The 25475-nt window shown below is 60.5% G+C and carries 20 protein-coding genes; 13 read left to right on the top strand and 7 right to left on the bottom strand.

Annotation, left to right across the window (positions count from 1 at the left end; translation table 11 throughout):
- Both F6V30_RS13365 and F6V30_RS13360 read left to right on the top strand, forming a co-directional pair.
- Entirely contained in the window at positions 1-1242 is a 1242-nt protein-coding gene (locus F6V30_RS13365) for a polysaccharide deacetylase family protein (RefSeq protein WP_151157434.1), read from the top strand.
- Positions 1239-1895 (top strand): YkgJ family cysteine cluster protein, encoded by a 657-nt coding sequence (locus F6V30_RS13360; protein ID WP_151157433.1) that lies wholly within the window; start codon positions 1239-1241, stop codon positions 1893-1895. Before F6V30_RS13365 ends, F6V30_RS13360 begins: the two co-directional genes overlap by 4 nt.
- 11 nt (positions 1896-1906) lie before the next feature.
- Here the strand turns inward: F6V30_RS13360 and F6V30_RS13355 are convergent, their stop codons facing one another.
- Positions 1907-4015 carry a thioredoxin domain-containing protein gene (locus tag F6V30_RS13355; protein ID WP_151157432.1) on the bottom strand — a complete coding sequence of 703 codons (2109 nt, stop codon included), beginning with the start codon at positions 4013-4015 and terminating at the stop codon, positions 1907-1909.
- A gap of 132 nt (positions 4016-4147) precedes the next feature.
- Here F6V30_RS13355 and F6V30_RS13350 point away from each other — a divergent pair, with 132 nt between their 5' ends.
- Entirely contained in the window at positions 4148-4741 is a 594-nt protein-coding gene (locus F6V30_RS13350; protein WP_191965692.1) for a DUF4410 domain-containing protein, read from the top strand.
- A 56-nt stretch (positions 4742-4797) separates the two neighbouring features.
- Positions 4798-5226, top strand: coding sequence for a macro domain-containing protein (locus tag F6V30_RS13345; protein WP_151157430.1), 429 nt, complete (start codon positions 4798-4800; stop codon positions 5224-5226).
- 155 nt (positions 5227-5381) lie between these two features.
- Here F6V30_RS13345 and F6V30_RS13340 read toward each other — a convergent pair whose 3' ends face one another.
- Positions 5382-7388, bottom strand: a complete 2007-nt coding sequence (locus F6V30_RS13340) for an ATP-dependent helicase (protein WP_151157429.1) — start codon at positions 7386-7388, stop codon at positions 5382-5384.
- 176 nt (positions 7389-7564) lie between these two features.
- On the opposite strand from F6V30_RS13340, the gene ppk1 reads away from it, so the two are divergent.
- The 5 genes from ppk1 to F6V30_RS13315 all read left to right on the top strand — a co-directional run bounded on the left by ppk1 (position 7565) and on the right by F6V30_RS13315 (position 14219).
- On the top strand, positions 7565-9763 hold the full coding sequence (gene ppk1 / locus F6V30_RS13335; RefSeq protein WP_476739156.1) for a polyphosphate kinase 1: 2199 nt from the start codon (positions 7565-7567) through the stop codon (positions 9761-9763).
- Positions 9764-10059: 296 nt separating this feature from the next.
- Positions 10060-11085 carry a hydrogenase small subunit gene (locus tag F6V30_RS13330; RefSeq protein ID WP_246163509.1) on the top strand — a complete coding sequence of 342 codons (1026 nt, stop codon included), beginning with the start codon at positions 10060-10062 and terminating at the stop codon, positions 11083-11085.
- A 3-nt stretch (positions 11086-11088) separates the two neighbouring features.
- The gene (locus tag F6V30_RS13325) at positions 11089-12786 is read left to right on the top strand and encodes a nickel-dependent hydrogenase large subunit (protein WP_151157427.1); all 1698 of its coding nucleotides are present in this window, start codon (positions 11089-11091) and stop codon (positions 12784-12786) included.
- Positions 12787-12800: 14 nt separating this feature from the next.
- On the top strand, positions 12801-13466 hold the full coding sequence (gene cybH, locus F6V30_RS13320; protein WP_151157426.1) for a Ni/Fe-hydrogenase, b-type cytochrome subunit: 666 nt from the start codon (positions 12801-12803) through the stop codon (positions 13464-13466).
- Positions 13467-13712: 246 nt separating this feature from the next.
- The gene (locus F6V30_RS13315; protein WP_151157425.1) at positions 13713-14219 is read left to right on the top strand and encodes a HyaD/HybD family hydrogenase maturation endopeptidase; all 507 of its coding nucleotides are present in this window, start codon (positions 13713-13715) and stop codon (positions 14217-14219) included.
- Here F6V30_RS13315 and F6V30_RS13310 read toward each other — a convergent pair.
- The 5 genes from F6V30_RS13310 to F6V30_RS13290 form a co-directional block, all read right to left on the bottom strand.
- Complete coding sequence (locus tag F6V30_RS13310) at positions 14216-14644, bottom strand: ATP-binding protein (RefSeq protein WP_151157424.1); 429 nt, start codon at positions 14642-14644, stop codon at positions 14216-14218. The two genes, F6V30_RS13315 and F6V30_RS13310, sit on opposite strands and share 4 nt — an antisense overlap.
- Before the next feature lie 48 nt (positions 14645-14692).
- The gene (locus F6V30_RS13305; protein WP_151157423.1) at positions 14693-15028 is read right to left on the bottom strand and encodes an STAS domain-containing protein; all 336 of its coding nucleotides are present in this window, start codon (positions 15026-15028) and stop codon (positions 14693-14695) included.
- A gap of 63 nt (positions 15029-15091) precedes the next feature.
- A complete protein-coding gene (locus F6V30_RS13300) occupies positions 15092-18340 on the bottom strand; it encodes a SpoIIE family protein phosphatase (protein WP_151157422.1) in 3249 nt (1082 codons plus the stop codon).
- Positions 18337-18597: a hypothetical protein gene (locus F6V30_RS13295; protein WP_151157421.1), complete on the bottom strand. Its 261-nt coding sequence runs from the start codon at positions 18595-18597 to the stop codon at positions 18337-18339. Before F6V30_RS13295 ends, F6V30_RS13300 begins: the two co-directional genes overlap by 4 nt.
- The gene (locus F6V30_RS13290; RefSeq protein ID WP_151157420.1) at positions 18594-20159 is read right to left on the bottom strand and encodes a bifunctional aminoglycoside phosphotransferase/ATP-binding protein; all 1566 of its coding nucleotides are present in this window, start codon (positions 20157-20159) and stop codon (positions 18594-18596) included. Before F6V30_RS13290 ends, F6V30_RS13295 begins: the two co-directional genes overlap by 4 nt.
- Before the next feature lie 138 nt (positions 20160-20297).
- On the opposite strand from F6V30_RS13290, the gene F6V30_RS13285 reads away from it, so the two are divergent.
- Genes F6V30_RS13285 through opp4C form a run of 4 tightly spaced genes read left to right on the top strand, consistent with a single transcriptional unit; the run spans position 20298 to position 25465 of the window.
- Positions 20298-22007 (top strand): tetratricopeptide repeat protein, encoded by a 1710-nt coding sequence (locus F6V30_RS13285; RefSeq protein ID WP_246163507.1) that lies wholly within the window; start codon positions 20298-20300, stop codon positions 22005-22007.
- Positions 22004-23626, top strand: a complete 1623-nt coding sequence (locus F6V30_RS13280) for a peptide-binding protein (protein WP_151157419.1) — start codon at positions 22004-22006, stop codon at positions 23624-23626. The genes F6V30_RS13285 and F6V30_RS13280 overlap by 4 nt, the downstream gene beginning before the upstream one ends.
- Position 23627: 1 nt before the next feature.
- The gene (locus tag F6V30_RS13275) at positions 23628-24614 is read left to right on the top strand and encodes an ABC transporter permease (RefSeq protein WP_151157418.1); all 987 of its coding nucleotides are present in this window, start codon (positions 23628-23630) and stop codon (positions 24612-24614) included.
- A complete protein-coding gene (opp4C, locus tag F6V30_RS13270; RefSeq protein ID WP_420850283.1) occupies positions 24611-25465 on the top strand; it encodes an oligopeptide ABC transporter permease in 855 nt (284 codons plus the stop codon). The genes F6V30_RS13275 and opp4C overlap by 4 nt, the downstream gene beginning before the upstream one ends.
- Positions 25466-25475 lie beyond the last annotated feature (10 nt).

The raw sequence follows: 25475 nt of genomic DNA, 5'->3' as shown, positions 1-25475 counted from the left end.
GTGACAGCGCCACTGTCCATGCGGCTCGTGTTGAGATGCTGTCTGGCGGCGCTCCTGCTGTTGCTCTCCGGCTGTGCCGCCACGGTCCCCCACTGGCGTAGCGACGCCTATGCCAGCTTCAACGCGGCCCTTGCCGCGGCCGCCGATTCTCCGGCGCCCGAAGAAACCGACACGGTGCGTCGCACCCTGGAACTTGCCGACCGGTATTACAAGAGCGGCATGATCGAGGAAGCCGACAGCCTGTACCGTCTTGCCGGTCTGAAGAGCCGCCTGTTGTCCCGCGCCCTCCTTGCCGCTCAACTGCGTCAGGGGGCCGGCGTGGCTGTGGACCCGGATGGCAGCGGTCAGCGCGGAGCGGACGTGGCCGTGGCCGACGAGATCGTTTCCTTGAGCGATGCCGTAGCGGACGAACAGCGCCGTGACGACCCTGTCGGGAGAACCCCGGCGGCAATGGCAGGGCAACCGGACCGGGCCGTTCAAGGGGCGGATTCAGGTCGCACGTCCCTCCCGCACCCCCATGATGGATCGTTCCCCGGCGTCAAGCCATTCGCCGTGCCCCCTCTCAACGTTGCGCCCAAGGCCGGGATCCCATCCCAGGCACGCCCGCGAACCGGTCCGGGGCGCAGCATCATCTACCTTACCTTCGACGACGGCCCTTCGCGCCTGACGTTGCCGATTGCTACCTACCTGAAATCCCAAGGCATACGGGCTACGTTTTTTGTGCTCGGCTGCAATGTCAAGGGGCATGAAAAGACCGTTACCTCGCTGGTCGCCATGGGGCACCGGGTTGCCAGCCATACGTTTTCCCATAATCTCCATAAGCTCAAGGCCTCCTTCGCCAGGAATACCAGCGAGATCGGCCGGACGGCCTCCCTGATCGACCGTCTGGGCGGCGATGGCCGCATGGTGAGGATCCCCTACGGCGCTTCGGGCAGAAAGCTGGTGTCCCGGGTGGCCGCCGAAGGTGCCCAGATCTTTACCTGGGATATCGACAGTTATGATTCCACCAAGCGGGGAGCCCACAACCGCCGCCTCATAGAGAAGGCGGTGCTGGGGCAACTGGCCAAAAATGAACGCAAGCATGCCATTGTGCTCTTCCATGACGGTTCCGGCCATGATGCGACCCTGGCGGCACTGAAGGACTTGATACCCATCCTCAAGGAGCGGGGATATGGTTTCGGGCTTCTTTCCCACAACGACAAGCTGGCGAGTTTATCCGCTCCGGGAGGTACAGCACCATGAAAGAACTGTTGGGACGCTATGGAGCACTGCTGCGGGAGGTGGATCGCTGGTTCGACGGCTGCATCCAGCGCCATGGGGACCAGATTGCGTGCCACCGTGGCTGTTCGGCCTGTTGCCGGGGGCTGTTCGACATCACGGTGCTCGACGCCCTCTATCTGCGTAGCGGTATCGACGCACTGCCGGAAGCCGTGCAGTGCTCCCTGCGTCAGAAGGCGACGGAACGCCTGGCCTCGCTGTCCGCCTGCAATCCCTCCTTTGTCGAACCGTGGATTCTCAACCGCATCCCGGAGGAGGAGTGGGAGGAACTGATGCCGGAAGAGGATGAAACGCCGTGCCTGCTCCTGGCTGAAGACGGGAGTTGCCTGGTCTACGAGCACCGCCCCATGACTTGCCGCTTGAACGGCATCCCGCTTTTGGACACCTCGGGCGAGGCGCTGATGGACGAATGGTGTACCCTGAATTTCACGGGCATCGATGTTGCGCAGCTTGAGGATCTCCGCCACCCCTTTCTGGATCTGTTCGCCCAGGAACTGCTCCTGTTCCGGGAGCTTACCCGCAGGCTGCTGGGGGACGCGGTCAATGAACTGGATACCTTCATCCCGGCGGCGGTGGTGCTCGATGCGGGGATGATCGGGGCGCTGCGGCGGAAATAATCCTTAGCCCATCACGTTTGACCGGTTAAGCGCGGGGCGACCCGCTTCAGGATCGGTTCCAATTCGCTTGCCTTGCGGACCGCCGGGTAGCAGGTCCCCTGGGCGCAGATGGCGAGGGCGGGGGAGTCGTCGCTCGCTTCGAAGGTCAGCACAAGGTTGGGGCAGTAGCGTGCCTTCAGGGCGTGCAACAACCCCTGCATGGCGGGATGGTCCCGCTGTCCGCTGAAACGGGCCTCGAACGGTTCACCCTCCAGCAGGGCCATGGCGTGCAGGCTTCCCAGGTGGATCGTGGGCTGGCGCTGCACGTCAGCGGCATAGCTTTCCAGCAGGCGGCGGGCGTGATCCAGCAGGTCGGGCCTTGCGGCGGCGCGGGCCAGGCGGATGAATACCTGGGCGGTCAGGGAGAAGGCTGACGGCACGACACCGTCATGATCCAGGGAGGCCGCCAGGGGCATGGCCTCGGCATCACGGCCGGTTTTCAAAAAACGGCCGCTGTCGGGATCGAGGAAGATTTCCAGCATTTGGTCGGCAAGCTTCACCGCCCGCTCCAGCCAGGCCGTGTCCAGGGTGGCTTCGAACAGTTCCAGCAGGCCGAACGCCAGGAAGGCGTAATCCTCCAGAAAACCGGGGACATCGGCCGCTTCCCCCAGAAAGCTGCGCAGGAGGCGCCCATCCCTGCGGCGCAATCTCTCCAGCAGGAACGATGCGGCACGGCTGGCCGCATCCAGGAACGCGGGAGCTCCGGCCACCGCTCCACCACGGGCCAGGGCGGCAATCATCAGGCCGTTCCAGGCGGTGATGACCTTTTCGTCCCTGAAGGGGGCGATGCGCCGCTTCCGCCGCTCCAACAGCAGCAACCGGCCGTGTTCCAGCCGCAGGCCGGTTGCCGCCGGGTCCAATGCTGCGTCGGTGCAAAATTCATCCAGGCCGAGCGGCGTGTGCAAGATGGTGTGCCCGTCAAAATTGCCCTCGGCGGTCACATCATAAAACCGGCAGAACAGGGGAGCCTCATCGCCGAGGCACTCTTCGATCTCTCTTTTATCCCAGACGTAGCATTTGCCTTCAATGCCTTCCGAATCGGCGTCCAGGGCGGCATAGAAAGCCCCATCGGGCGAGGTCAGTTCGCGGACGACAAAGCCGAAGATGTTTTCGGCCATGTGGAGATAGAAACCGTCACCCGTCGCCTGGTTCGCCTCCAGTGCCGCCAGCCCGACCATGGCCTGATCGTAGAGCATTTTTTCGAAGTGGGGCACGAGCCACTCCCGGTCCACGGCGTAACGGTGCAGCCCGCCACCCACTTGGTCCCATATCCCGCCCCTGCGCATCTTTTTCAGCGTATGGAGCGCCATTCCCAGCGCCTGGTGGTTTCCCGCCGCTCCCTGCCCGGTGAGCCAGCTCAGGTTGATAGGCATAGGGAACTTGGGAGCGGTCCCGAATCCGCCGTGCAGCGGGTCGTATATATTGCTCAACTGGTTTAACGATGTATCTGTAACATGCTTTAAATCAAGGGTAATATTGCGCTCTTGTGAGCGGGGATGATTACCCATGGCATCCATGATGGCGCGGCAGTTCTTTTCGATCAGGTCGGGGCGCTGGCGCCAGAGTGCTGCGATGTTGGGGAGCAGCTCCATCAGGCCGCTCTGCCCCCCGCGTCCCTGTCGGGGCAGGTAGGTGACGGCCATGAAGGGGCGTTTGTCCGGCGTCATGAAGATGTTCAGCGGCCACCCGCCGCTGCCGGTCAACACCTGGGACACGGCCATGTAAAAATCGTCGATATCCGGGCGCTCCTCCCGGTCCACCTTGATACAGACGAAGTGGCTGTTCAACAGCGCGGCAACCTGCTCGTCCTCAAAGGACTCATGGGCCATGACATGGCACCAGTGGCAGGTGGCGTAGCCGATGGAGAGCAATACCGGCCGGTTTTCGCCACGGGCCTTCTCAAAGGCTGCATCGCCCCATTCATACCATGCCACCGGGTTTTCGGCGTGCTGCAGCAGATAGGGGCTGCGGGCAAAAATCAGGCGATTGAAGCCCTGGCCGCCGTCAGGCGGGAGTGCGTTCTTGTCCAGCGCCCTGAGCCGGGCGATGTATGCGGATGTATCAAGCCTTGTATTTGCCATGGGGCACCTTTTGTGCGTCTGGATGGGAGTTGGGGATGGCTAATTCGTAACTATTCGAAATAATGCAACTTTATGATTGACAATGACACCTGTGTTGCTATAGTCAATTGTAACAATTAAATGGGGGGGATTATGAAAAAAGTTTCTTTGCTTGTCGTTTTTTTGCTGTGCGGCGCATTCACGGTGTTTGCCAGGGATACGCTGCCCAGTCCCGATGTTTTGGGCAAGGAATCTATTTTTACCAGCGAGCGCCTGTCCGCCTACGACACGATAGTCGTCAAGGCCTTTGCCACCGAGGGGGCTGAATTGGCCAATCTCGACGACGAGGAAAAGAAGATCGTGGAGGAAATCAAGCCGACCCTCGTAAAGAACCTGAAAGAAAGCCTTGTCAAGTACCTGAAAAAGGAAGGGAAGTTCAAAAACGTGCTTGCCGGCGGCACGCCAAAGGGCAAGGCCATAATCGTGGAGGGTAAATTTACCAAGTTCAACGGCGGCATCGGTGCGGCCAAGTTTTTCCTGGGATGGATGGCCCCGGAGAGCGGCAAGACCAATATCTCGGTCTCGGGCCGTCTGGTTGACGCCAAAACCGGCAAGGAACTGGCAACCTTCAGCGATACCCGCTCCGGCGGCGAGGGGGGCGGATTGGGCCGCATCAGGGGGGTCATGCCGATCCAGGCAACGGACGAGGGTGAGGAAATCGCCAACTTCATCCACAAACTCTACTGACCGTTACTACAGCCCGCGCTGTCACCAGCCGCGGGTTTTTTTCGAGGTAAACTCCGATGCGTGAGATCCACGGCAATATCTGGGATTATCAAAAAACCGCCATTGTTGCCATTACTACCAACGGGGAGGTGGCGAAAAACGGCAAGGCTGTCATGGGACGAGGGGTGGCTGCCCAGGCTGCGCGGCTCTTTCCCTGGTTTCCCGGAAGGCTTGGCGCCTGCATCGCAGAGGACGGCAACCATGTGCATCACCTGGGCGGCAATTTGGTGAGTTTCCCGGTGGAGCAGTCGCCCTATGCCGTCCCCGACCTGGGGTTGATCGAACAGTCCGCCCGTGAATTGGCCGCGCTTGCCGATACGGCTGGTTGGAAGATGATCGTGGTGCCGCGACCCGGTTGCGGGGGAGGGGGGCTGTCATGGCATGATGTGCGTCCGCTGCTGGAACGTTATTTCGATGACCGGTTCCTGGTGATCACGGCGGGGTAAAGGCAATCTCTCACAGAGCTCACAGATGCACAGAGAAAATCAGGAAGACTAACGACTTAGAATAAAATACAAGATTTTGTTTTACCGCTATAAGCCTTTGATTTTGGGTGTCCTCTGTGCCCCTGTGAGCGAGTGAGAAGCCGCTCCGATTCAGGTCACTCCCCCAGCATCTGGGCAAAGAAGGCTGCCGCCAGATCCACCGGTTCCCCCTCCGCGGCCTCGCCGCCATCGGTTGACGCATCAAGCAGCAGGTGCTCCGGTATCTCTGCCAAAAAACGGCTCGGCTTGCGTTCTTCGATGCTGCCGTACTTCCTGCGGGTCCGGCAGCGGGAGATGGTCAGGTGCTGGCGGGCGCGGGTGATGCCCACGTAGCACAGCCGCCGTTCCTCGGCACAGGCCGGGTCCTCCTCAATGGAACGCTTGTGGGGGAGCAATTCCTCCTCCAACCCCACCAGGTAAACATGGTTGAATTCCAGCCCTTTGCTGGAGTGCAGCGACATGAGTGTGACGGCGTCGTGGCCGTGCTCCTTGTCGTCCTCCGATTTTTCCTCGTCCATCAGCGAGATCCTCTCGAGAAACGCCGACAGGGTGGCCCTGGGGGTTTGGGCCTCGAATATGGCCAGGGAGTTGACCACCTGTTCGATATTCTCGATCCGCTTGCGGGCCTGGGAAGCGTCGTTCAGGGTGCGGTACAATTCGTCCTCGATGCGCAGGCGGTTGAAAAGGGCGTTGACCTGGGCCCCCAGGTCGGTGCGGCCGAAACCGGCAATAACCTCCGTCATCATCCGGTGGAAGGCCCCTACCGCTTTTTTCGACGACTCCGAGATGTCGGCGATCTCCGCCACCCGGCCCAAGGCCTCGAACAGGGGAACGTTGTGCGCCAGGGACCACTGGTTGAGGTGCAAAAGGGTGTTGTCGCCGATGCCCCGGCGGGGGAAGTTGATGATGCGCAGCAGGGATGCCTCGTCGCCCGGGTTGTCGATGACCCGCAGGTAGGCCACGGCGTCTTTGACCTCCTTGCGTTCGTAGAACTGCTGTCCCCCCACCACGATATAGGGGATGCGCTCCAGGCGCAATTTTTCCTCGAAGGCCCGGCTCTGGGCGTTGGATCGGTAGAGTACGGCAAAATCGGACCACGGGAGTTTGCCGCGGAACTGCTCCAGCATCATGCTGTCAGCCACCCTGGCGGCCTCTTCCTCTTCGTCGGCCGCAACGATCAGGTCGATCCCGCGCCCCTGGCCGCCGGCCGTCCAGAGGGCCTTGTCGGTACGGACCGGGTTGTTCCTGATGACGCTGTTGGCCGCATCCAGGATCGAGCTGGTGGAACGGTAGTTCTGCTCCAGCTTGATCACCCGGCAGCCCGGATAGTCGTCTCCGAAATTGAGGATGTTCTGCACCTCGGCCCCGCGCCAGCCGTAGATGGACTGGTCGTCGTCCCCCACCACGCAGATGTTGCCGTGTTTCTGAGCCAGAAGCGAGATCAGCAGGTACTGTGAGGCGTTGGTATCCTGATACTCATCCACCATGATGTAGCGGAAACGCTCCTGCCAGTGCCCCAGGATAGCGGCGTTGGATTGCAGCAGCCTGACCGAAAGCATGATAATGTCGTCGAAATCGATGGCGTTGAACCCCTTGAGCAGTTCCTGGTAGCGAGGGTAGACTGCGGCCGTGGCCAGTTCGAGCTTGTCGTCGTGGGCCGGTTTGAATTCGGCAGGGGTGATGAGACGGTTTTTGAGGCCGGAGATCTTCCAGAGCATCAGGTCCGGGTCGCATTGCTTCGGGTCGATGTCCCGCTCCCGCATGGCCTGCCGCAGTACGCCGGCCTGGTCCGACGTGGAGTAGATCGAAAAGTTGGGCTTGAAGCCCAGCGCCCGGATATCGCGGCGCAGGATGCGCACCCCCAGGGAATGGAAGGTAGAGATGATGATCCCGTCCGCCATTCTGCCGGCCATGGCGCCGACGCGCTCCTTCATCTCCCGGGCGGCCTTGTTGGTGAAGGTCACCGCCAGGATGTTGTCGGCGGGGATGCGCTTATCCTTGAGCAGGTGAACGATGCGGCTTGTGATGACCTGGGTCTTTCCGGAACCGGCCCCGGCCAGGATCAGCAGGGCGCCCTCGGTGTGGTTGACAGCCTGTTGCTGCGGAGTGTTGAGTCGTTTCATAGGTGATCAGGTGTACCACAACAGTGCTGTAGACGCAAATCTGTTCCATGCTTGTTGCTACGGTGCCATAATAATGTAACATCTATCAGGTAGAACAAATCCGCACCCTGGAGACCACGGTGACAGCATCCCCCCGTACCAAGAAACAAGCCCAGAAAAAGACCAAGCGAGGCAAGGTGGACAAGGTAGACCCAACACCGGCAAAGCCCCCCAAGGCCAAGGCGACGAAACGGAAGCCGCCTGTGGCCGTTGAGGAAACTCCGGCTGCTCCCGAATTCGATCTGAACGACAGCGAGTGGTATCTCAACCGGGAGTTGACGTGGCTGGAATTTAACCAGCGGGTACTGCACGAAGCCGAGGACAGCCGGACGCCCCTGCTCGAGCGCCTGAAGTTCATCGCCATTGTCAGTTCAAATCTGGACGAATTTTTCATGAAGCGCATCGGTGGCCTTAAGCAGCAGATCGGCGCCGGCATGCGGGAGCTGACCCTGGATGGCCGTACACCGCACCAGCAGGTTCAGGAGTGCCACCTTGTCATTCGCAGTCTTGAGGCCCGCAAGGATCAGCTTTTCCGCCACCTCTGCTCCCTGCTGGAGGAAAAGGGCATCGCCGTAGAATCCTACAACGAACTTACCGCCAAGGAAAAGAAGACATTGCGGGAGCACTACTATACCAACATCTTTCCCCTGCTGACCCCCCAGTCCATCGACCCGGCCCACCCATTCCCGTTCATTTCCAACCTGTCCCTCAACCTGCTGGTGACCCTGCGCTACCCCAGGGCGCGGGAGGTGTCCCTGGCGCGGGTCAAGGTGCCGGTCGGCCTGGGAACACCCCGTTTTATAAGGGTGGGGAAGGGGGACCATTTCGTCTGCCTGGAAGACGTGATGATGAACAACCTGGACACGCTCTTTCCCGGCATGAGTATCGTGAGCTGCGAAATCTTCCGCGTGACCCGCAATGCCAATACCGAACGGGATGAGGAGGAAGCCGACGATCTGATGGCTATGATCGAGTCCGAATTGAAGGAGCGGAAGTTCGCCCCGATTGTGCGCCTGGAGATCGGCGCCGGCATGGATCCGGTCCATCGCGGTCGCCTGGCGGCCGAGTTGGAGCTGGACGAAGAAAACGACGTCTTCGAGGTGCCCGGTCTTCTGGCCCTGCGCGACCTGTTCGAACTCGCTGGCCTCGATTATGCCCGGCTGCACGACCAGCCCCATTACCCCATCGAACACCCCCAGTTGCAGGCGACGCGCAACATCTTCCATATCATCCGCGACTGCGGCTCCATCCTGCTGCAACACCCCTACGAGTCGTTCTCCACATCGGTGGAGCGCTTCCTGCGGGAAGCGGCCACCGACCCCAAGGTACGCGGCATCAAGATGACCCTCTACCGCACCTCCATCCAGGGACGCATCATCGATTCCCTGGTGCTGGCCGCCCAGAACGGCAAACAGGTGGCGGTGGTGGTGGAACTCAAGGCCCGCTTCGACGAGGCGGCCAATATCCGCCTGGCGGAACGGATGGAAGAGGCCGGTATCCATGTGACCTACGGCGTCGTTGGCCTCAAGACCCATTGCAAGGTGATTCTGGTGGTGCGTCAGGACTATAACGGGCTGCGGCGGTATGTGCACATCGGCACCGGAAATTACCATGCCGAGACGGCGCGCATCTACAGCGACCTGGGACTGTTGACCTGCGATCAGACGATCGGCCAGGACGTGACGGAGTTGTTCAACTACCTGACCACCGGTTTCATGGCGAAACGTAACTACCAGAAGATCGTACCGGCGCCCCGGATGCTCAAAAAGGCGCTCCTGGCGGGGATTGAACGGGAGATCGAGTCGCACCGCCAAAAAGGGGGCGGGCTGATCCAGTTCAAGATGAACGCCCTGGAAGATGGCGATATCGTCAAGGCGCTCTACCGGGCGTCCCAGGCAGGGGTGAAGGTCGACCTGGTGGTGCGCGACACCTGCCGGCTGCGCCCCGGCATTCCCGGGCTTTCGGAGAATATTAGGGTTATGAGCGTCGTCGGGCGCTTCCTGGAACACTCGCGTCTCTACTATTTCAGAAACGGCGGCGCGGATGACTATTTCATCGCTTCGGCAGACGCCATGAAACGCAATCTTGAAGCGCGTGTAGAGGTCCTCTGTCCGGTCGAGTCACCGGAGTTGACCAAGGAGTTGCGGGCCATCTTCGATATTCATCTTTCCGACCAACGCTCGGTCTGGGACATGCACCCGGATGGTAGTTACACCCAGCGCGTGCCTGCTGCGGAATCGCCCCACCTGGGCAGTCACCACCTGATGATCGAGCGGGCCTCCAAGCGTCTCAGGGAATCGCTCAAACAAAAGAAAAAGACCAAACCCAAAAACTGATTTTTCAAATTCCCCTGTGCAACGGCTGCTTCGGCAGCCGTTTTTTTGTGGCATCCCAAGAAAGATTGACAAAAAATATTGCAATAGAACATTTTTATATTATACTGAATGGCAATAAATATATTCAATATATGCCCATAATGATTGATGTTAGGTCACTCCAGCCAAAAAGGGGGTTGTGAATGAACAGTCAAGATGATGGTGCTGAAAACGGTTTGTTAGAACGTAATTGCGCAATGCGCGAGTACTCTGTAGGAGAAATACTCAGGGAACGGGGGGTTTCCCGACGGGATTTTTTGAAATTCTGTTCCGCCATGACCGCTGCCATGGCCCTGCCGGTCACCTTCGCCCCCAAAGTTGCCCAGGCCCTGGACGAGGTCAAGCGCCCGCCGCTGGTCTGGCTGGAGTTTCAGGATTGCGCCGGGGATACGGAGGCGCTGCTGCGCTCCGCCAACCCGACCGTGGGGGAGATCGTCCTCGATATCCTCTCCGTCGACTACCATGAGACCATCATGGCCGCCGCCGGGCACCAGGCGGAAGCCGCCCTGGAAAAAACCATTGCCGACTACAGGGGCAAGTACCTTTGCGTCGTCGAGGGATCGATCCCCATGAGGGACGGCGGCGTCTATGGCTGTGTGGGCGGCAAGTCGCACCTTGAGCGGGCGCGCCAGGTCTGCGGCGGCGCCCTGGCAACCATCGCGGTGGGCACCTGCGCATCCTTCGGCGGCATCCCGGCTGCCGTGCCCAACCCCACCGGGGCCGTCGGCGTCAAAGAGGCGGTTCCCGGCGCAACGGTCATCAACCTGCCCGGCTGTCCGGTCAATGCCGACAACCTGACCGCCACCGTGGTCCACTATCTGGTATTCGGCAAGATCCCGGCCCTGGACGGCCACGGCCGGCCGCTGTTCGCCTATGGCAAACGCATCCACGACAACTGCGAGCGCCGCCCCCATTTCGATGCCGGCCAGTACGTGGAGCAGTGGGGCGACGACGGCCACCGCAAGGGGTTCTGCCTCTACCGGATGGGCTGCAAGGGGCCGGCCACGTTCCACAATTGTCCCACTCAACGCTACAACGACAAGACTAGCTGGCCGGTGGGGAGCGGCCACGGCTGCGCCGGGTGCTCGGAGCCGGCCTTCTGGGACACCATGGGCCCCCTGTACAAACGTCTGCCCCACGTGCCCGGTTTCGGTATCGAGCAGACCGCCGACAAGATCGGCATCGGGCTCGCGGCCGGCGCCGCAACGGCCTTTGCCGTCCACGGCGCACTGAACGCCATAAGGAGAGATAAGGAACCCAGCGACGAAAACAGGGAGGGATAGGCAATGGCCAAGATAGTGGTTGACCCGATTACCAGGATTGAAGGACATCTGCGCATCGAGGCCGAGATCGATAACGGCAGGATCACCGATGCCTGGAGTTCCAGCACCATGTTCCGTGGCATCGAGAAGATCCTCCAGGGGCGCGACCCGCGGGATGCCTGGTTCTGGACCCAGCGTTTCTGCGGCGTCTGCACTACCGTGCATTCCATCGCCTCCATCCGGGCCGTGGAGGATGCGCTCAGGATCAAAATCCCGCCCAACGCCCAGTTGATCAGGAATATCATCATCGGCATCCAGAATGTGCAGGATCACGTTATCCATTTCTATCACCTGCACGCCCTGGACTGGGTGGACGTGACCTCGGCCCTCAAGGCCGACCCGGCCGGGACTTCTGCCCTGGCCGCCTCTCTCTCCGACTGGCCCAACAACTCCCCGACCTACTTCAAATCGGTGCAGGACAGGCTCAAAGCCTTCGTGGCATCGGGGCGACTCGGTCCGTTCGCCAACGCCTACTGGGGCCATCCGGCCTACAAGCTCCCCCCCGAGGCGAACCTGATGGCGACGGCCCACTATCTGGAGGCCCTGGAGTGGCAGAAGGACGTTATCAGGATTCACGCCATCCTGGGGAGCAAGAATCCCCATCCCCAGACCTTTCTGGTGGGCGGCATGTCGATCCCCATCGATCCCGACTCCCAGAACGCCCTCAACGCCGACAAGCTGATGGAGATCAAACGCCTGCTGAAGAAGGCGCAGGACTTCGTGGAAAAGGTCTATATCCCGGACCTTCTGGCGGTCGCCTCTTTCTACAAGGAGTGGGCCGCTATCGGCGGCGGGGTGGGCAATTTCCTCTGCTACGGCGAATTCCCCGATGCGGCCGGCAACCAGTGGTTGCCCCAGGGCGCCATCCTGGGCAAGGACATCTCCCAGGTGCTGCCGGTGGACCAGAAAAAGGTGGCCGAGTACGTGGACCACTCCTGGTTCGAGTACAAGAACGGCCCGGAAAAGGGACTCCATCCCTGGGACGGCGAATCCGAGGCGCGCTACAGCGGCCCCAAGCCCCCCTACGAATACCTGGATACGGACAAAAAGTACTCCTGGGTCAAGGCGCCCCGCTACGATGAAAAGGCCATGGAGGTAGGACCCTTGGCCCGGGTGCTGGTAGCGTATGCCTCCGGCCACAAGGAGGCCAAGGCGGCGGTGGATATGGTGTTGAACAAGCTGGGAGTCGGCCCCGAGGCGCTCTTTTCCACCCTGGGGAGGACCGGCGCCCGCGGCATCGATTGCCTGCTGGTCGCCCGCCAGACTCCGAAATGGCTGGACGAGCTGATCGCCAATATCGCCAAGGGCGATTACCGCATCCACGCCAACGAGAAGTGGGACCCCGGCGAATGGCCCGCCGAGGCCAGCGGCTACGGTTGGCACGAGGCGCCGCGCGGCGCCCTGGGGCACTGGATCAAGATCAGGGACCAGAAGATCCTCAACTACCAGGCGGTTGTCCCCTCCACCTGGAACGCGTCCCCCCGGGATGCCCGGGGGCAGCGCGGCCCCTACGAGGCGGCCCTGATCGGAACACCAGTGGCCGACCCCGCCAAACCGCTGGAGATCCTGCGCACCGTCCACTCCTTTGACCCGTGCCTGGCCTGCGCCGTTCATGTGGTGGATACCGCCGGAAATGAAGTGATCAGAGTGAAGGTTTCCTAGAAGGGGGGCCGGTTATGAGCGAACAGTGCAAATTCAAGAACTACATCTGGGAATTGCCGGTGCGCTGGTGCCACTGGATCAACGTGATCTGCATCGTCGTGCTGTCGGTGACCGGCTTCTTCATCGGCACCCCCTTCTCGTTCGGCCGTTCGGCATCCGATTTTACGATGGGCTGGATTCGTTTCATCCATTTTGCCGCGGCCTACCTGTTTGCCGTCAGCGTGATCTCCCGGGTGATCTGGTCGTTCATCGGCAACAAGTACTCGGGGTGGAAAGAGTTTTTCCCGCTCGCCACCGCCAGGGGGCGTCATAAATTGCTCAGGATGCTGCGCTACTACCTGCTGATCGACAAGGATGTGCCCGAGACCGTTGGACACAACCCCCTGGCGACCACCGCCTATATCGCCCTGTTCTGCATCTACTCCACCATGATCCTGACCGGCTTTGCGTTGTATGCCGAACACGCCCCCGCCTCGCCGATGCACCGGGCGCTCGGTTTCATGTATGCCCTGTTCAGCGACCAGGGGATGCGGCTCACCCATCATTTCGGCATGTGGCTGATCGTCGGTTTCGTCATCAACCATATCTACAGCGCCTGGTTGATGGACATCAAGGAGCACGGCAGCGAGATTTCCAGCATGTTCTGCGGTTACAAGTTCACGGTGAAGAAAGAGGATTAGTGTATCCCCAGAATCCGTGACGCCTCCATGCCTCCGCTTGTCCGGAATGCCTCTGCCTCTGCGGGGATGCAGATGGCCGACCGTCCGGCGGCGGCCCAGCGTGGTGAGTGGCTTGGTGCTGCACGGACGGCGTGCGGGCTCCGGCTCTTCCGGCAGCTCAGGTATTCCGGCGTCACGGATTCTGGGGATATTTTAGGTTCAGCCGGGCCACAGGGGGCGCGTCCATTTTCCGCAGCGGAGGGGTGCATGATTTTGCATGACGGTCAAGCCCAAGCCCCAGCTATCCTGGTGCTCGGCATCGGCAATCTGGTGATGTGCGACGACGGGGTAGGCGTGCGGGTGGTCCAGGAACTCCAGAAACGCTACCGCTTCCCGCCCCAAGTGGAGATCATGGACGGGGGCACCCTGGGGTTGGATCTTTTGCCCATGCTGGAAGGGATCGGGCGGCTCTTGGTGGTGGATGCGGTCGAAACGGGGGGCAAACCGGGAACGCTGGTGCGGCTGTCGGGCAAGGAGTTGCCGATTGCTCTGCAAACCAAGGTTTCTCCTCACCAGATGGGGCTCAAGGATCTTCTCGCCGTGGCGGAGTTGCTGGGGCATGCTCCCCGTGAGATGGTACTGGTCGGGATTCAGCCCGCCAGTATCGAGATGGGAGCGGAACTCTCCCAAAACATTACTGCACAACTTGAAAAAATGATTGGCAACGTGCTGACGGAATTGAATGAATGGGGCGTTGAGGCGCGTCCTTTTTAGCCAAGGGATTTTTTCATCTCCAGGACATTGCCTCCGTCGGCCTTTTTGTACTCCACGGAATCCATCAAAGAGCGGATGATGAAGATGCCGCGCCCCTTTTCGCCGAGCTGGTCCGCTTCAAACTTGGGATCGGGTACGCTCGTGAGGTCGAAACCCTGCCCGCTGTCGTAGACCTTGATGCAGATCTCCTGATCGGAGACGCTGATGCGTATCTGGATTTCCTTGCTGGGGTCGGCGGCATTGGCGTGTTTGATGGCGTTTACCATGGCCTCGGTCAGCACCACGTTGAGGTGGTGCGCCAAGGCCTCCCGGTCCCCTTTGAAGCGGTCCAGCTCCCGCACCACATTTTCGCCGATTTTGCCGATCATGCTCAGGTAACGGGTCTGGTTGGGAACAACGATCTCTATGTCGATGGTGTTCTTCATGACAACCTCGCGTGTGAGAAAACTGCAGGTACGTGAATGATGGCTCGGTCAGTAGCTCTCCAGCGCATCGTCCACCGTCGGGAATATGTCGAATACCCGGTGCAGGCGGGTCAGTTCGAACATCGACTTGACCTGGCTCTGGAGCGCGGAAAGCTTGAGGCTCCCCTGGCGCGCGGATGCATTCTTGAATCCTGATACCAGCACCCCCAACCCGGAACTGTCGATGAAACGTACCTCCTTGAGGTCGATCAACAGGTCTTTGGCCCCGTTATCGAACAGCCGGTTCAGTTCGGCCTTGAGCTCGTCGGAGTTGTGGGCGTCAAGGCGTTCCTCCTTTACGTAGATGACCCTGACGGCTCCGTTCTCTTCGATTTTCAACTGCATGGGTAACTCCTTTCGTTATGTGTCCCCCTCAGAGCGCCGAGGCCGGGGAACGGTGCGGTGATTCTACAGGATTTTGAGCACGACCAGGGAGATATCATCCTGGAATGTTTCCGAAGCGGTGAAGCCCCTGACCGCCGCGTAGAACGCATCGATAATCTCCCTGGCCGGCAGGTGCCGCAGCGTGCCCAGGAGAGAGCATACCCGCCCGGTCCCGAACATCTCGTCCCGCTCGTTGCGCGCCTCGGTCAGGCCGTCCGTATAGAAGAGCAGCACATCCCCCGCCTTAAGCTCGAAACTGCGCTCCTCGAATATTACCGAGGTCTTGACGCCGAGGATCAGGCCTTCCGCGTCCAACTCGACGCATGAGTGCTCGCCGTCACGGCTGATCATGGGACGGTTGTGGCCGGCATTGGCGAAGGAAAGGCGGCCGGTGGCGGAGTTGTACTTGGCGTAGAACATGGTGATGAACAGCTCGGAGCGGGTCAGATCGTCGTAAAGCTGGCTGTTGAGGATTTGCAGAATGGCGCTGGCGCTGTGGGCGGAATTGACCTGGGCGCGCAACAGGGTGCGTACCTCGGCCATGATCAGGGCCGCGCCGACGCTGTGCCCGGAGACGTCGGCGATCAGGAGGTCGATGGTGCGGTCGTCGCGCTTGAAAAAATCGTAATAATCGCCCCCCACATGGGCGGCCGAGATGCAGCGGCCCGCCATATCGATCCCGAAGGTCTCCGGGGCGGCGTCGGGCAGGAGCGACATCTGGATCTGTTGGGCGATCTCCATGTCCCGCGTGACCCGCGCGCTTGTCAGGAGCGCCAGTTCCTTCTCATTCCGTTCCCGCTCCTTGGCCTCCATCTCGCGGACAATGGTGACCGCCTGGGCCAGTTGGCCCGCCAAACTGCACAGCAGGCTGATGAACTCTTCGGTGAAAATGCCGGTGATCGATTTGGAAAAAACCGATAACACCCCCAGGGAGGGTTCGCCCTCGCGGAAGATGGGGAGATAGGCGCAGGAAACGATTCCCTCCCCAATAGTCTGCTCCAGGTTGACGGTCCCACTGATCTGGCTGGTGTCGTTGACGAAGTGCGGCTTGCGGTCCAAAAGCGCCATATCCCAGTAGGGAGCGCTTTCCATGAACCAATGCCGCGGAGCCACGGGACGCCGGTTGCTCCCCTGATAGCTCTTGACCGTCAGGGTGCCGTTGCCGTTGCGCAGTTGGATGAAGGCCACATCAAGCTTGAATTCCTTCAAGAGCAGGTTGAGCAGGTCATCCATGATGATCTGGAGGTCAAGGGTACGATTGATGATCTCGGACGCCTTCAGGCGGACGTAGAGAGCTTCGCGGCTCTGGTCGAGGGAGGTGCGCACGGAGCTGAAGATATCGTAGACCGATTCCATGCGTGACCCCATGTCGGAAAGGAAACTGTCCACAATGGCCCCGGCGGCGGCCGCGCCGACCGACCCGGCCAGGGTTTTCTCGGTGAACCGCTTCAGGTTGGGCAGTTCGAACTCGGGAACATTGCCGTCCGCGTCCATCTCCCGGTCGCCCAGGTGGCTGCTGATGGCTCGGTGCGCATCCGCCTCTCCGATGAACTTGGCCATCAGATTGACGAACTGGCCGATGGTAACCGGCTTGGAGAGACGCTTGGTCTCTGCCGGATAGTAGGCGCGCTCCTGCTCGTAGCTACCGATGAAGCGCCGGACCTGCTCGCGCTCCGACTCGTCCTGGCGCAACAGGATCGAGCAGAAGATATATGCGCCCACGTTGAACAGCATGCTCCAGAACAGGGAGTGGCTCCACAGGTCCATGTTGCTGAGGCCGAACAGTTCGGTCGGCTTGAGGAGTCCGATGCCGAAAGGGCCTTTCGTGAACAGTTCCATCCCAAGCCAGCCGGGTTTGCCGAGCGAAGGGAGCAGCAAGGTATAGGCCCAGGTCAGAAAGCCGAACAGGATACCGGTAATGGCGCCGGTTTTGTTGCCGCGCCTCCAATAGAGGCCCCCCAGCATGACCGGCAGAAACTGGCAGGCGGCCGAGAAGGAGATCAGCCCCATATTGACCAGCATGTAGGAGTCGCCCGCGATCCGGTAGTAGAAATACCCCAGGAAGATCACCAGAATGATGCCGAGCCGTTTCAGGTTGATCAGCAGATAGGGAAACCAGGGTTGGGGGGTGAAGCGAACGATGACCGGCATGAAGATATTGTTGAGCAGCATGGTGGATATGGCGACCGATTCCACCATAACCATCCCGGCGGCGGCCGATACCCCTCCCAGAAAGGCCAAGAGGGCGATGGTGCCGTGTCCGCTCAAAAGTGGGACGTTGATGACGAAAAAATCGGCCCCGGTACTGCTGCCGGTGGTCAGGATGCCGCCCAGGGCAATCGGCATGACGAACAGGTTGATCAGGAAAAGGTAGGCGGGAAAGAGCCACATGGCCTTGGTGATATGCTTTTCGTCCGAGTTTTCGATCACCATGACATGGAATTGGCGCGGCAGGAGCATGATGGCGGCCATGGACATGACGAGCATGGTGAAGGAGGGGATATAGCCCGGGTCGTTGCTGGCACCGCCAAAGGTGAAAAGTTGCTCGAACAGTTTGGGGCGGGCGGCATGGAAACGGGTGAAGATATCGCCGAAACCGTCAAAGAGGTAATAGGTGACAAAGATGCCCACCCCGAGCAGGCTGACCAGTTTGACCAGCGATTCGAAGGCCACGGCGGCGATCAGCCCCTCGTGGCGTTCGCTCGATGCCAGCCTGCGGGCTCCGAAGATGATGCTGAAGATCGACAGGATCAGGGCGAGCAAAAGGCCGGTCGGCACCGACAATTCGCCTCCGCCGTGGGGAATGTGGATACTGTTGGCCCGGAATCCGCCGATCAGGTAGAAACTGGTGGAAACCGCCTTTATCTGCAGGGCGATATAGGGCATGATGCCCAAGGTGGAGATCAGGGTCACCAGGGCGCCCAGCCAGAGCGACTTGCCGTAGCGCAGGCTGATGAAGTCGGCGATGGAGGTGATGTTGTTCTCCTTGCTGATCTGGACGATGCGGCGCAGCAGGAAAAACCAGGAAAATGCGGTGAGCGACGGCCCGACATAGATCATCAGGAAGTCCAGGCCGGTGGTGGCCGCCTTGCCGACGCTGCCGTAGAAGGTCCACGACGTGCAGTAGACCGCAATGGACAGGGAATAGACGTAGGGATTGCCGACGATGCTCCGGCCTGTCTCCTTGCGGCGGTGGGCATACCAGGCGATCAGGAAGATCAGTGCGGTGTAGAGGGCCGATATGATTGCCGCATGGGCAAAGCCGGAGCTCACGGTTGTTTGTTCTCCGGTGATTTAGCGGCGGTCGGATTGCTGACTGCCAGGGTGAAGAGATAGATTATGAATATGGACGCGGCCCAGCCGAGATAGAAATAGAGAAACATGAACGGGTAACCGAAGATGGTGCCCGGCTTGTTGAAGATGTGCAAAAAGGGAAAGTTCATCATGATGAAGCCCGCCACGAAGAAGATGACCCATGATTCCCGGAACTGGAGCCGGCGCAGGAGCTTGTGGCGCAGGTGCCTCGTCATGGCGCGAGCCTCGCGTAGATCGGGGTGGTGAGGGTCTCGGGCGCAGCGTCCGTGGCAACGTTTACCACGAGCCCTTCCGACGCATCGGGCGGTTGGAAGCTGTCGCGCTGCAATTCGAGAATCTCCAGGCGTCCGTCGGAGATGTTCTCGCCGGCCGCTTCCCGTGCGACCAGACGGCGGCGATGCTCCGTCTCCGGGCAGGCGCAGTGCAGCACGACGCAACGGACTGCGAGTCTTTCGGCCAGGTGGATGAAGGGGCGCCGCCGACTGCGGCTGATGAAGCAAGCATCGATGACGACGGAACGTCCCGCACCGAGTTCGGCTTCCGCCAGACGCAGCAGTTCGGCATAGGTGGCCTCGCTGGCTGCGGCCGAGTACAGGCCGGTCCCGAACGGCACGCGCATGGCCGTATCCGGCGGCAGGGCCGCCATCTGTTTGCGAACCCTGTCCGAATTGTAGGTCGCAATGCCGAGCTCAAAGGCCAGTTGTGCCGCCAGGGTGCTTTTGCCGCTCCCGGTGAGGCCGCAGGTGATGAAAAGAGTCGTTTTCTGGCGCTGCCGCTCGATGTAACCGCGCGCCAGCCGGAAGTATCCGGCCGCTCTCACTCCGGCGCGTTCCTGCTCCTGCGGATCTATGCCGCTGTCGTTCTGGCGGAGATTTTCCACCTTGCCCCGCACAAAGGCGCGGTACAGCTTGTAGAAATCGACCAGTTCCAGAAGGCCGGCATCACCCGAGGCGGCCAGATATTCGTCCTGCACCGCCTCTGCCAGGTCGTGACGGCGGTGATAGTCGAGGTCCATGAGCAGAAAGGCGATATCGGCGGCCGTGTCGCAGTAGCGGAAGCGCTCGTTGAACTCGATGCAGTCGAAGATGTAAATCCTGCCGTCGGTCAGGCAGATGTTCTCCAGGTGGATATCTCCGTCGCATTCACGGATGAACCCTTGGGCTATCCGTTTTTCAAAAAGCTCAGCCCGGCTTTCGACAAATGAGGACACCCATTCCCGGATCACCGCCAACTCGTCGGGTGAGAGCGGCGTGCGGGAATTGTCTGCCGCGCTCTGGGCAAAGTTTTCCTGCCAATTGGCCATGACCCGTTCCCGTCGACCGTATTCGCTGATGGCGGGCGAGGTGGCGGCGGCGAGGTGGAAGTCGGCGATGACCTTGGCCACCGCCCGCATATCGGCGGCGGTTACCTCTCCCCTGGACACCAGTTGGTCGAGCATCCGTCCTGCCGGGAGTCGCCTCATCTTGACGGCATAATCGATGATCGGGCCGTCCCCGAAAAATGCGGCTCCGCCGGGAGCCTCCCGCACTTCGACGACTCCCAGGTAGATATCCGGGCAGAGACGGCTGTTGAGCCGTACCTCTTCATGGCAGTAAAACCGGCGCCGATCGATGGTCGAGAAGTTGAGAAACCCGAAATCAACGGGCTTTTTGATCTTGTAGACCGTGTCGCCCGCCAGGAATATCCAGGAAACGTGCGTCTGAATCAGTTCGACGACGCCGGCCGCCTCCGGGTATGCGCTGGATTTCAATAATGATTTTAGTATATTGCGTTGCATGATGGTCTCTCTCTTAGATAAGAATACTACCATTAAAACAACGCTTCCGCAAGCAACTGGCCGGTCTGATATTCATTTGACGGTGATTAGGTTTCATGCTAGGTTTTATCACACTTTTCAACAACGAGGAACGCCGCTGTGAAGCCCTGTTTTCTATTGATAGCACTGTCCGCCATTCTGCTCTCCTCCTGCGCGACAACCGGTTCCCCGACGCGTGTCGATCCCTCGCCGTCCCGCTTGGCATACGGCAACCAGTCCCGGGCCCTGTATCTCTATTCCCGGGCTCGTTTGTCGGCCTACGACGGTGATTTCCCCACCGCCCTGTCCATTCTGAGGGATGCCCTTGAGTTGGACCCGGCATCCCCCTTTCTCAACAACGCCGTTGCCGAGGTCAAGCTGAAGATCGGGCAGGCACAAGAGGCCATGGAATACTTCGACAAGGCCATCAAGCTCGACCCGACCTATCGTGAGCCCTATATCATGGCCGGCACGACCCTGTCGTCCATCGGCAAGGACCGGGAAGCACTCGATTATCTGCGCAAGGCGGTCCAGCTCGACCCTTCCCGGGAAGACGCCTATCTGCACCTGTCCCTGGCCCTGTCGCGGCTCAACGAGTACGAAGAGACCGTCACCACGCTCAAGTCGCTGATCAAGGTCAATCCCGACTCCATGCTGGGGTACTACTATCTCGGCAGGGCCTACAGCCAGATGAAGCTGTACCGCGAAGCGGTGGGGTACTTTCAGAAAGCCCTCGAATTGCGGCCCGAGTTCGAACAGGCCGCCCTCGACATGGCCGCTTCCTATGAAGCCCTGGGGGACTATCCCCAGGCGATCGAGACCTATAAGAACATTCTCGATGACGACGACAGCAAGGTCCCGGTCCTGCAGCGCCTGATACAGCTTCTTATTCAGCAGCGCCGCTTCGAGGATGCCCTTGACCTCCTGAAGCGGGCAGCGGATTCCGGACTTTCCGGCCCGGAAACCATGCGTAAGATCGGGCTGCTCCATCTTGAACTGGAACAGTATGATGACGCCATCAAGGTATTCAACGATATGCTCGAAAAGGATTCGAGCGCCGATCAGATACGTTTCTATCTGGGGATGGCCTATGAGGAGAAGGGCGATATCGACCGGGCTTATGCCGAATACACCAAAATACCTCACGCTTCGGCCGCCTACCTGGATGCCATCGGGCACATCGCCTTTATCCTCAAGGAAAAGGGCAAGACCGACCAGGCGGTGGGGATGCTCAAGGATGCCATTGCCGGCAATCCGGGCCAGCTGGACCTCTATCTCAACCTGTCAACGCTCTACGAGTCGCTCGGCAAGGTCGATGATGCCCTGGCCCTGGTGCTGGGCGCGGAAAAGGACTTCCCGAACGAGCCCCGCCTTTTTTTCCGCATCGGCGTTCTTTACGACAAGCAGGGCAAAAAGAACGAATCCATCGAACAGATGAAAAAGGTGCTCGCCATCAGTCCCAAGGATTCCCAGGCGCTCAATTTTCTGGGCTACACCTATGCAGAGTTGGGCATCAACCTGGAACAGGCGTTGGAATACCTCAAGCAGGCCGTTGCCATCCGCCCCAATGATGGGTTTTTCCTGGACAGTCTCGGTTGGGTTTACTTCAAGATGAAAAAGTTCGATGAGGCCGTGAAATACCTGGAGGAGGCCAACCGCCAGGTTGAGGAAGACTCCACCATCGCCGAGCACCTGGGGGACGCCTATTATGCCAAGCGGGAGTACCACAAGGCGCTGAAGCTTTACAAACGCGCGCTGAAGATCGAACCGGAACGCAAGGATTTGGCGGACAAGCTGCGCAAGCTCAAAGGGGAGCCGGGTGATCGATGAACACGGTGCGCCGTTTCAGGCTGCTCTTCCCGGCCCTTTTTCTTTTCGTTTCCGCATGTACCCAAGCGCCGGCGCCTCCCCGGGGAGGCGCCGGCGTTGTAAAACCCGCCTATGGCGATGCCCTGGTGGAGGGGACCATCGGCGATGCCTCCACCCTGATCCCACTCCTGGCAACCGATAGCTCATCCCATGCCGTGGCCGGGCAGATCTACAACGGCTTGGTCAAATACGACAAAAACCTCAAGATTATCGGCGATCTGGCACAATCCTTCGCCATCTCTCCGGATGGGCTCACCATCACCTTCCATCTGCGCCGTGGGGTGAAATGGCACGACGGCGCCCCCTTTACCTCCCGCGACGTACTCTATACCTACCATGTCGTCATCGACCCCAAGACGCCCACCGCCTATGCCGAGGATTTCAAGCAGGTCAAGGGCATTGTCGCGCCCGACGATTATACCGTCCGGGTGACCTACGGCGCTCCCTTTGCGCCGGCCCTGGCCTCGTGGGGGACCGCCATTTTGCCGGCGCACCTTCTGGAGGGGAAGGATATCACCAAGAGTCCCCTGGCTCGCGCGCCGATCGGCACCGGTCCGTACCGCTTCAAGGAGTGGGTCGCCGGCCAGAAGATCGTGCTGGAATCCAACCACGACTACTTCGAAGGCAGGCCGTGGATCGACCGCTATATCTACCGTATCATCCCCGATACCTCCACCATGTACATGGAACTCAAGGCCGGCGCCATCGACATGATGGGGCTGACGCCGGTGCAGTATGCCCGCCAGACCACCGGGACCCGGTTCACGTCGCTGTTCAACAAGTACCGCTATCCCTCATCCAGTTATGTCTATATGGGCTACAACCTGCGCCATCCGCTTTTTCGGGACAAGCGCATCCGGCAAGCCCTGACCGCGGCCATCGACAAGGACGAGTTGATCCACGGCGTGCTGTTCGGCATGGGCCAGAAGGCGGCGGGACCGATTCCTCCCGGCCGCTGGGCCTACAACCCCAACGTCAGGGATATCGCCTACGACCCCAAACATGCGGCCGAACTCCTGGCCCAGGCGGGGTGGCGGGAGAAAAACAGTGACGGCATCCTGACGAAGGACGGCAAACCGTTCAGCTTCACCATCCTGACCAACCAGGGGAACCAGCAGCGGCTGCTGACGGCCCAGATCGTCCAGCAGCGGCTCAGGTACGTGGGGGTCGACGTGAAGATCCGCATCGTGGAGTGGGCCACGTTCCTCAAGGAATTCGTGGACAAGGGGAATTTCGAGGTGGTCATGCTGGGATGGACCACCACGCCGGACCCGGACATGTACGATGTCTGGCACTCCAGCAAGACCAATCCGGGCGAACTGAACTTCGTCGGTTTCAAAAACGCCGAGGTGGACCGTCTGCTGGTGGAGGGGCGCAGCACCTTTGACATGGAAAAGCGCAAGAAGGCTTATTTCCGTATCCAGGAGATCATGGCCGACGAGCAGCCCTATACCTTCCTCTATGTGCCGGACGCCCTGCCGGTGGTCAGTGCCCGCATCCGCGGTGTGGAAACGGCCCCGGCCGGCATCGGCTACAATCAGATCAAATGGTACGTGCCCAAGGCGGAGCAGGTGTACTGATATGACACGTTATCTCATGAAACGCATCCTGATGTTGATCCCGCTCATGGTCGGCATAACCCTCATCACCTTCTCGGTCGTCCATCTGGCGCCGGGCGAGCCGGTGGAGATGCAGATGGCAATGAACCCCAAGGTGGGCAAGGAAGCCCGGGAGCGGATGCGCAAGTTCTACGGCCTGGACAAGCCGCTAGCCGAGCAGTATGTCACCTGGGTCGGCAAGCTGGCGCGGCTGGACCTGGGGCGTTCCTTTTCCTCCGACAACCGGCCGGTCAGGGACAAGATCGCGGAACGCCTCCCCATTACCCTTGCCCTCAACATCATCGCCCTGGTGCTGGAATTCGGCCTGGCGATCCCCATCGGCATCCTGGCCGCCACCCACCGGGATACCTGGCTGGACAAGGGGATCACGGTCTTTGTCTTCGTCGGTTTTGCCGTGCCGACCTTCTGGCTGGCGCTGCTTCTGATGTACCTGTTCGGCGTCAAGCTGAACTGGCTTCCCATCTCGGGGCTGCATACCCTGGGGAGCGACAGTTACGGCCTGCTGCGCTATGTGGGGGATATGGCCAAACACCTCTGCATGCCGATCATGGTGGCCTCATTCGGCAGCCTTGCGGGGCTGTCCCGGTACATGCGCTCGTCCATGCTGAACGTGATCGGCCAGGATTACATCACCACCGCCCGTGCCAAGGGCCTTTCCGAACGGGTCGTGATCTACAAGCACGCCCTGCGCAACGCCCTTCTGCCGCTGATCACCCAGGCAGGCCTGGCCATTCCCGGGCTGATCGGCGGGAGCGTCATCTTCGAGACCATCTATGCCATTCCCGGCATGGGGCAGCTCTTCTACCAGGCGGTCATGGCCCGCGACTATCCGGTGGTGATGGGGATCGTGATCATCGGCGCGCTTTTGACCCTGATCGGCAATCTGGTGGCCGATGTGTGCTATGCCCTGGCCGACCCGCGTATCAGGGAGGGGAGGGGCGTGCAGTGATCGGAGAACATTCCTATTTCCGTGCCGTGTTCTGGCCCCGTCTGGCGCGCAACAGGTTTGCCGTGGCCGGGGCGATCGTGGTGCTGCTGATGCTGGCGGTCGCGCTGCTGGCCCCGGTGATCGTGCACTTCGGCCCCAACGAGATCAATGCCAGGGAGGTTCTGGACCCTCCATCCCTGCGGCACTGGTTCGGTACCGACGACCTGGGGCGCGATGTCTTCAGCCGGGTCGTCTACGGGGCGCGGATCTCCCTGCTGGTCGGCTTTGCGGCGGCCGGGATCGCCGTCTTGATCGGTACGGTTCTGGGGCTTGTGGCCGGGTTCTACGGCGGCTGGGTCGACAACATCCTCATGCGGGTCGTTGACATCATGTTCTGTTTTCCGACCTTTTTCCTGATCCTGGCGGTCATTACCTTTTTGCGTCCCTCCATCTGGTACATCATGATCGTCATCGGCCTGACCGGCTGGATGGGGGTGGCCCGGCTGGTGCGCGCCGAGACTCTCTCCATCCGCGAGATGGACTACATCATGGCCGCACGTTGCATCGGCTGTTCCGACAGGCGCATCATCTTCCGCCACATCCTGCCCAATGCCGTCTCGCCGGCCCTGGTGGCCGCCACCCTGGGCATCGCGGGCGCCATATTGACCGAGTCGGCCCTCTCGTTCCTCGGCATCGGTGTCCAGCCGCCGACCCCCAGCTGGGGCAACATCCTCACCTCCGGCAAGGATTACATCGAATTCGCCTGGTGGCTCTCCCTCTTTCCCGGCCTGGCTATCCTGGTGACGGTTCTGGCCTACAATCTGCTTGGAGAGGGGGTCAGGGACGCCCTGGACCCCCGCATCAAGCATTGATCCACGGCTT

Source organism: Oryzomonas sagensis, from assembly GCF_008802355.1.
GTDB classification, from domain to species: domain Bacteria; phylum Desulfobacterota; class Desulfuromonadia; order Geobacterales; family Pseudopelobacteraceae; genus Oryzomonas; species Oryzomonas sagensis.
This window is presented reverse-complemented; position numbering and strand designations above follow the sequence as displayed.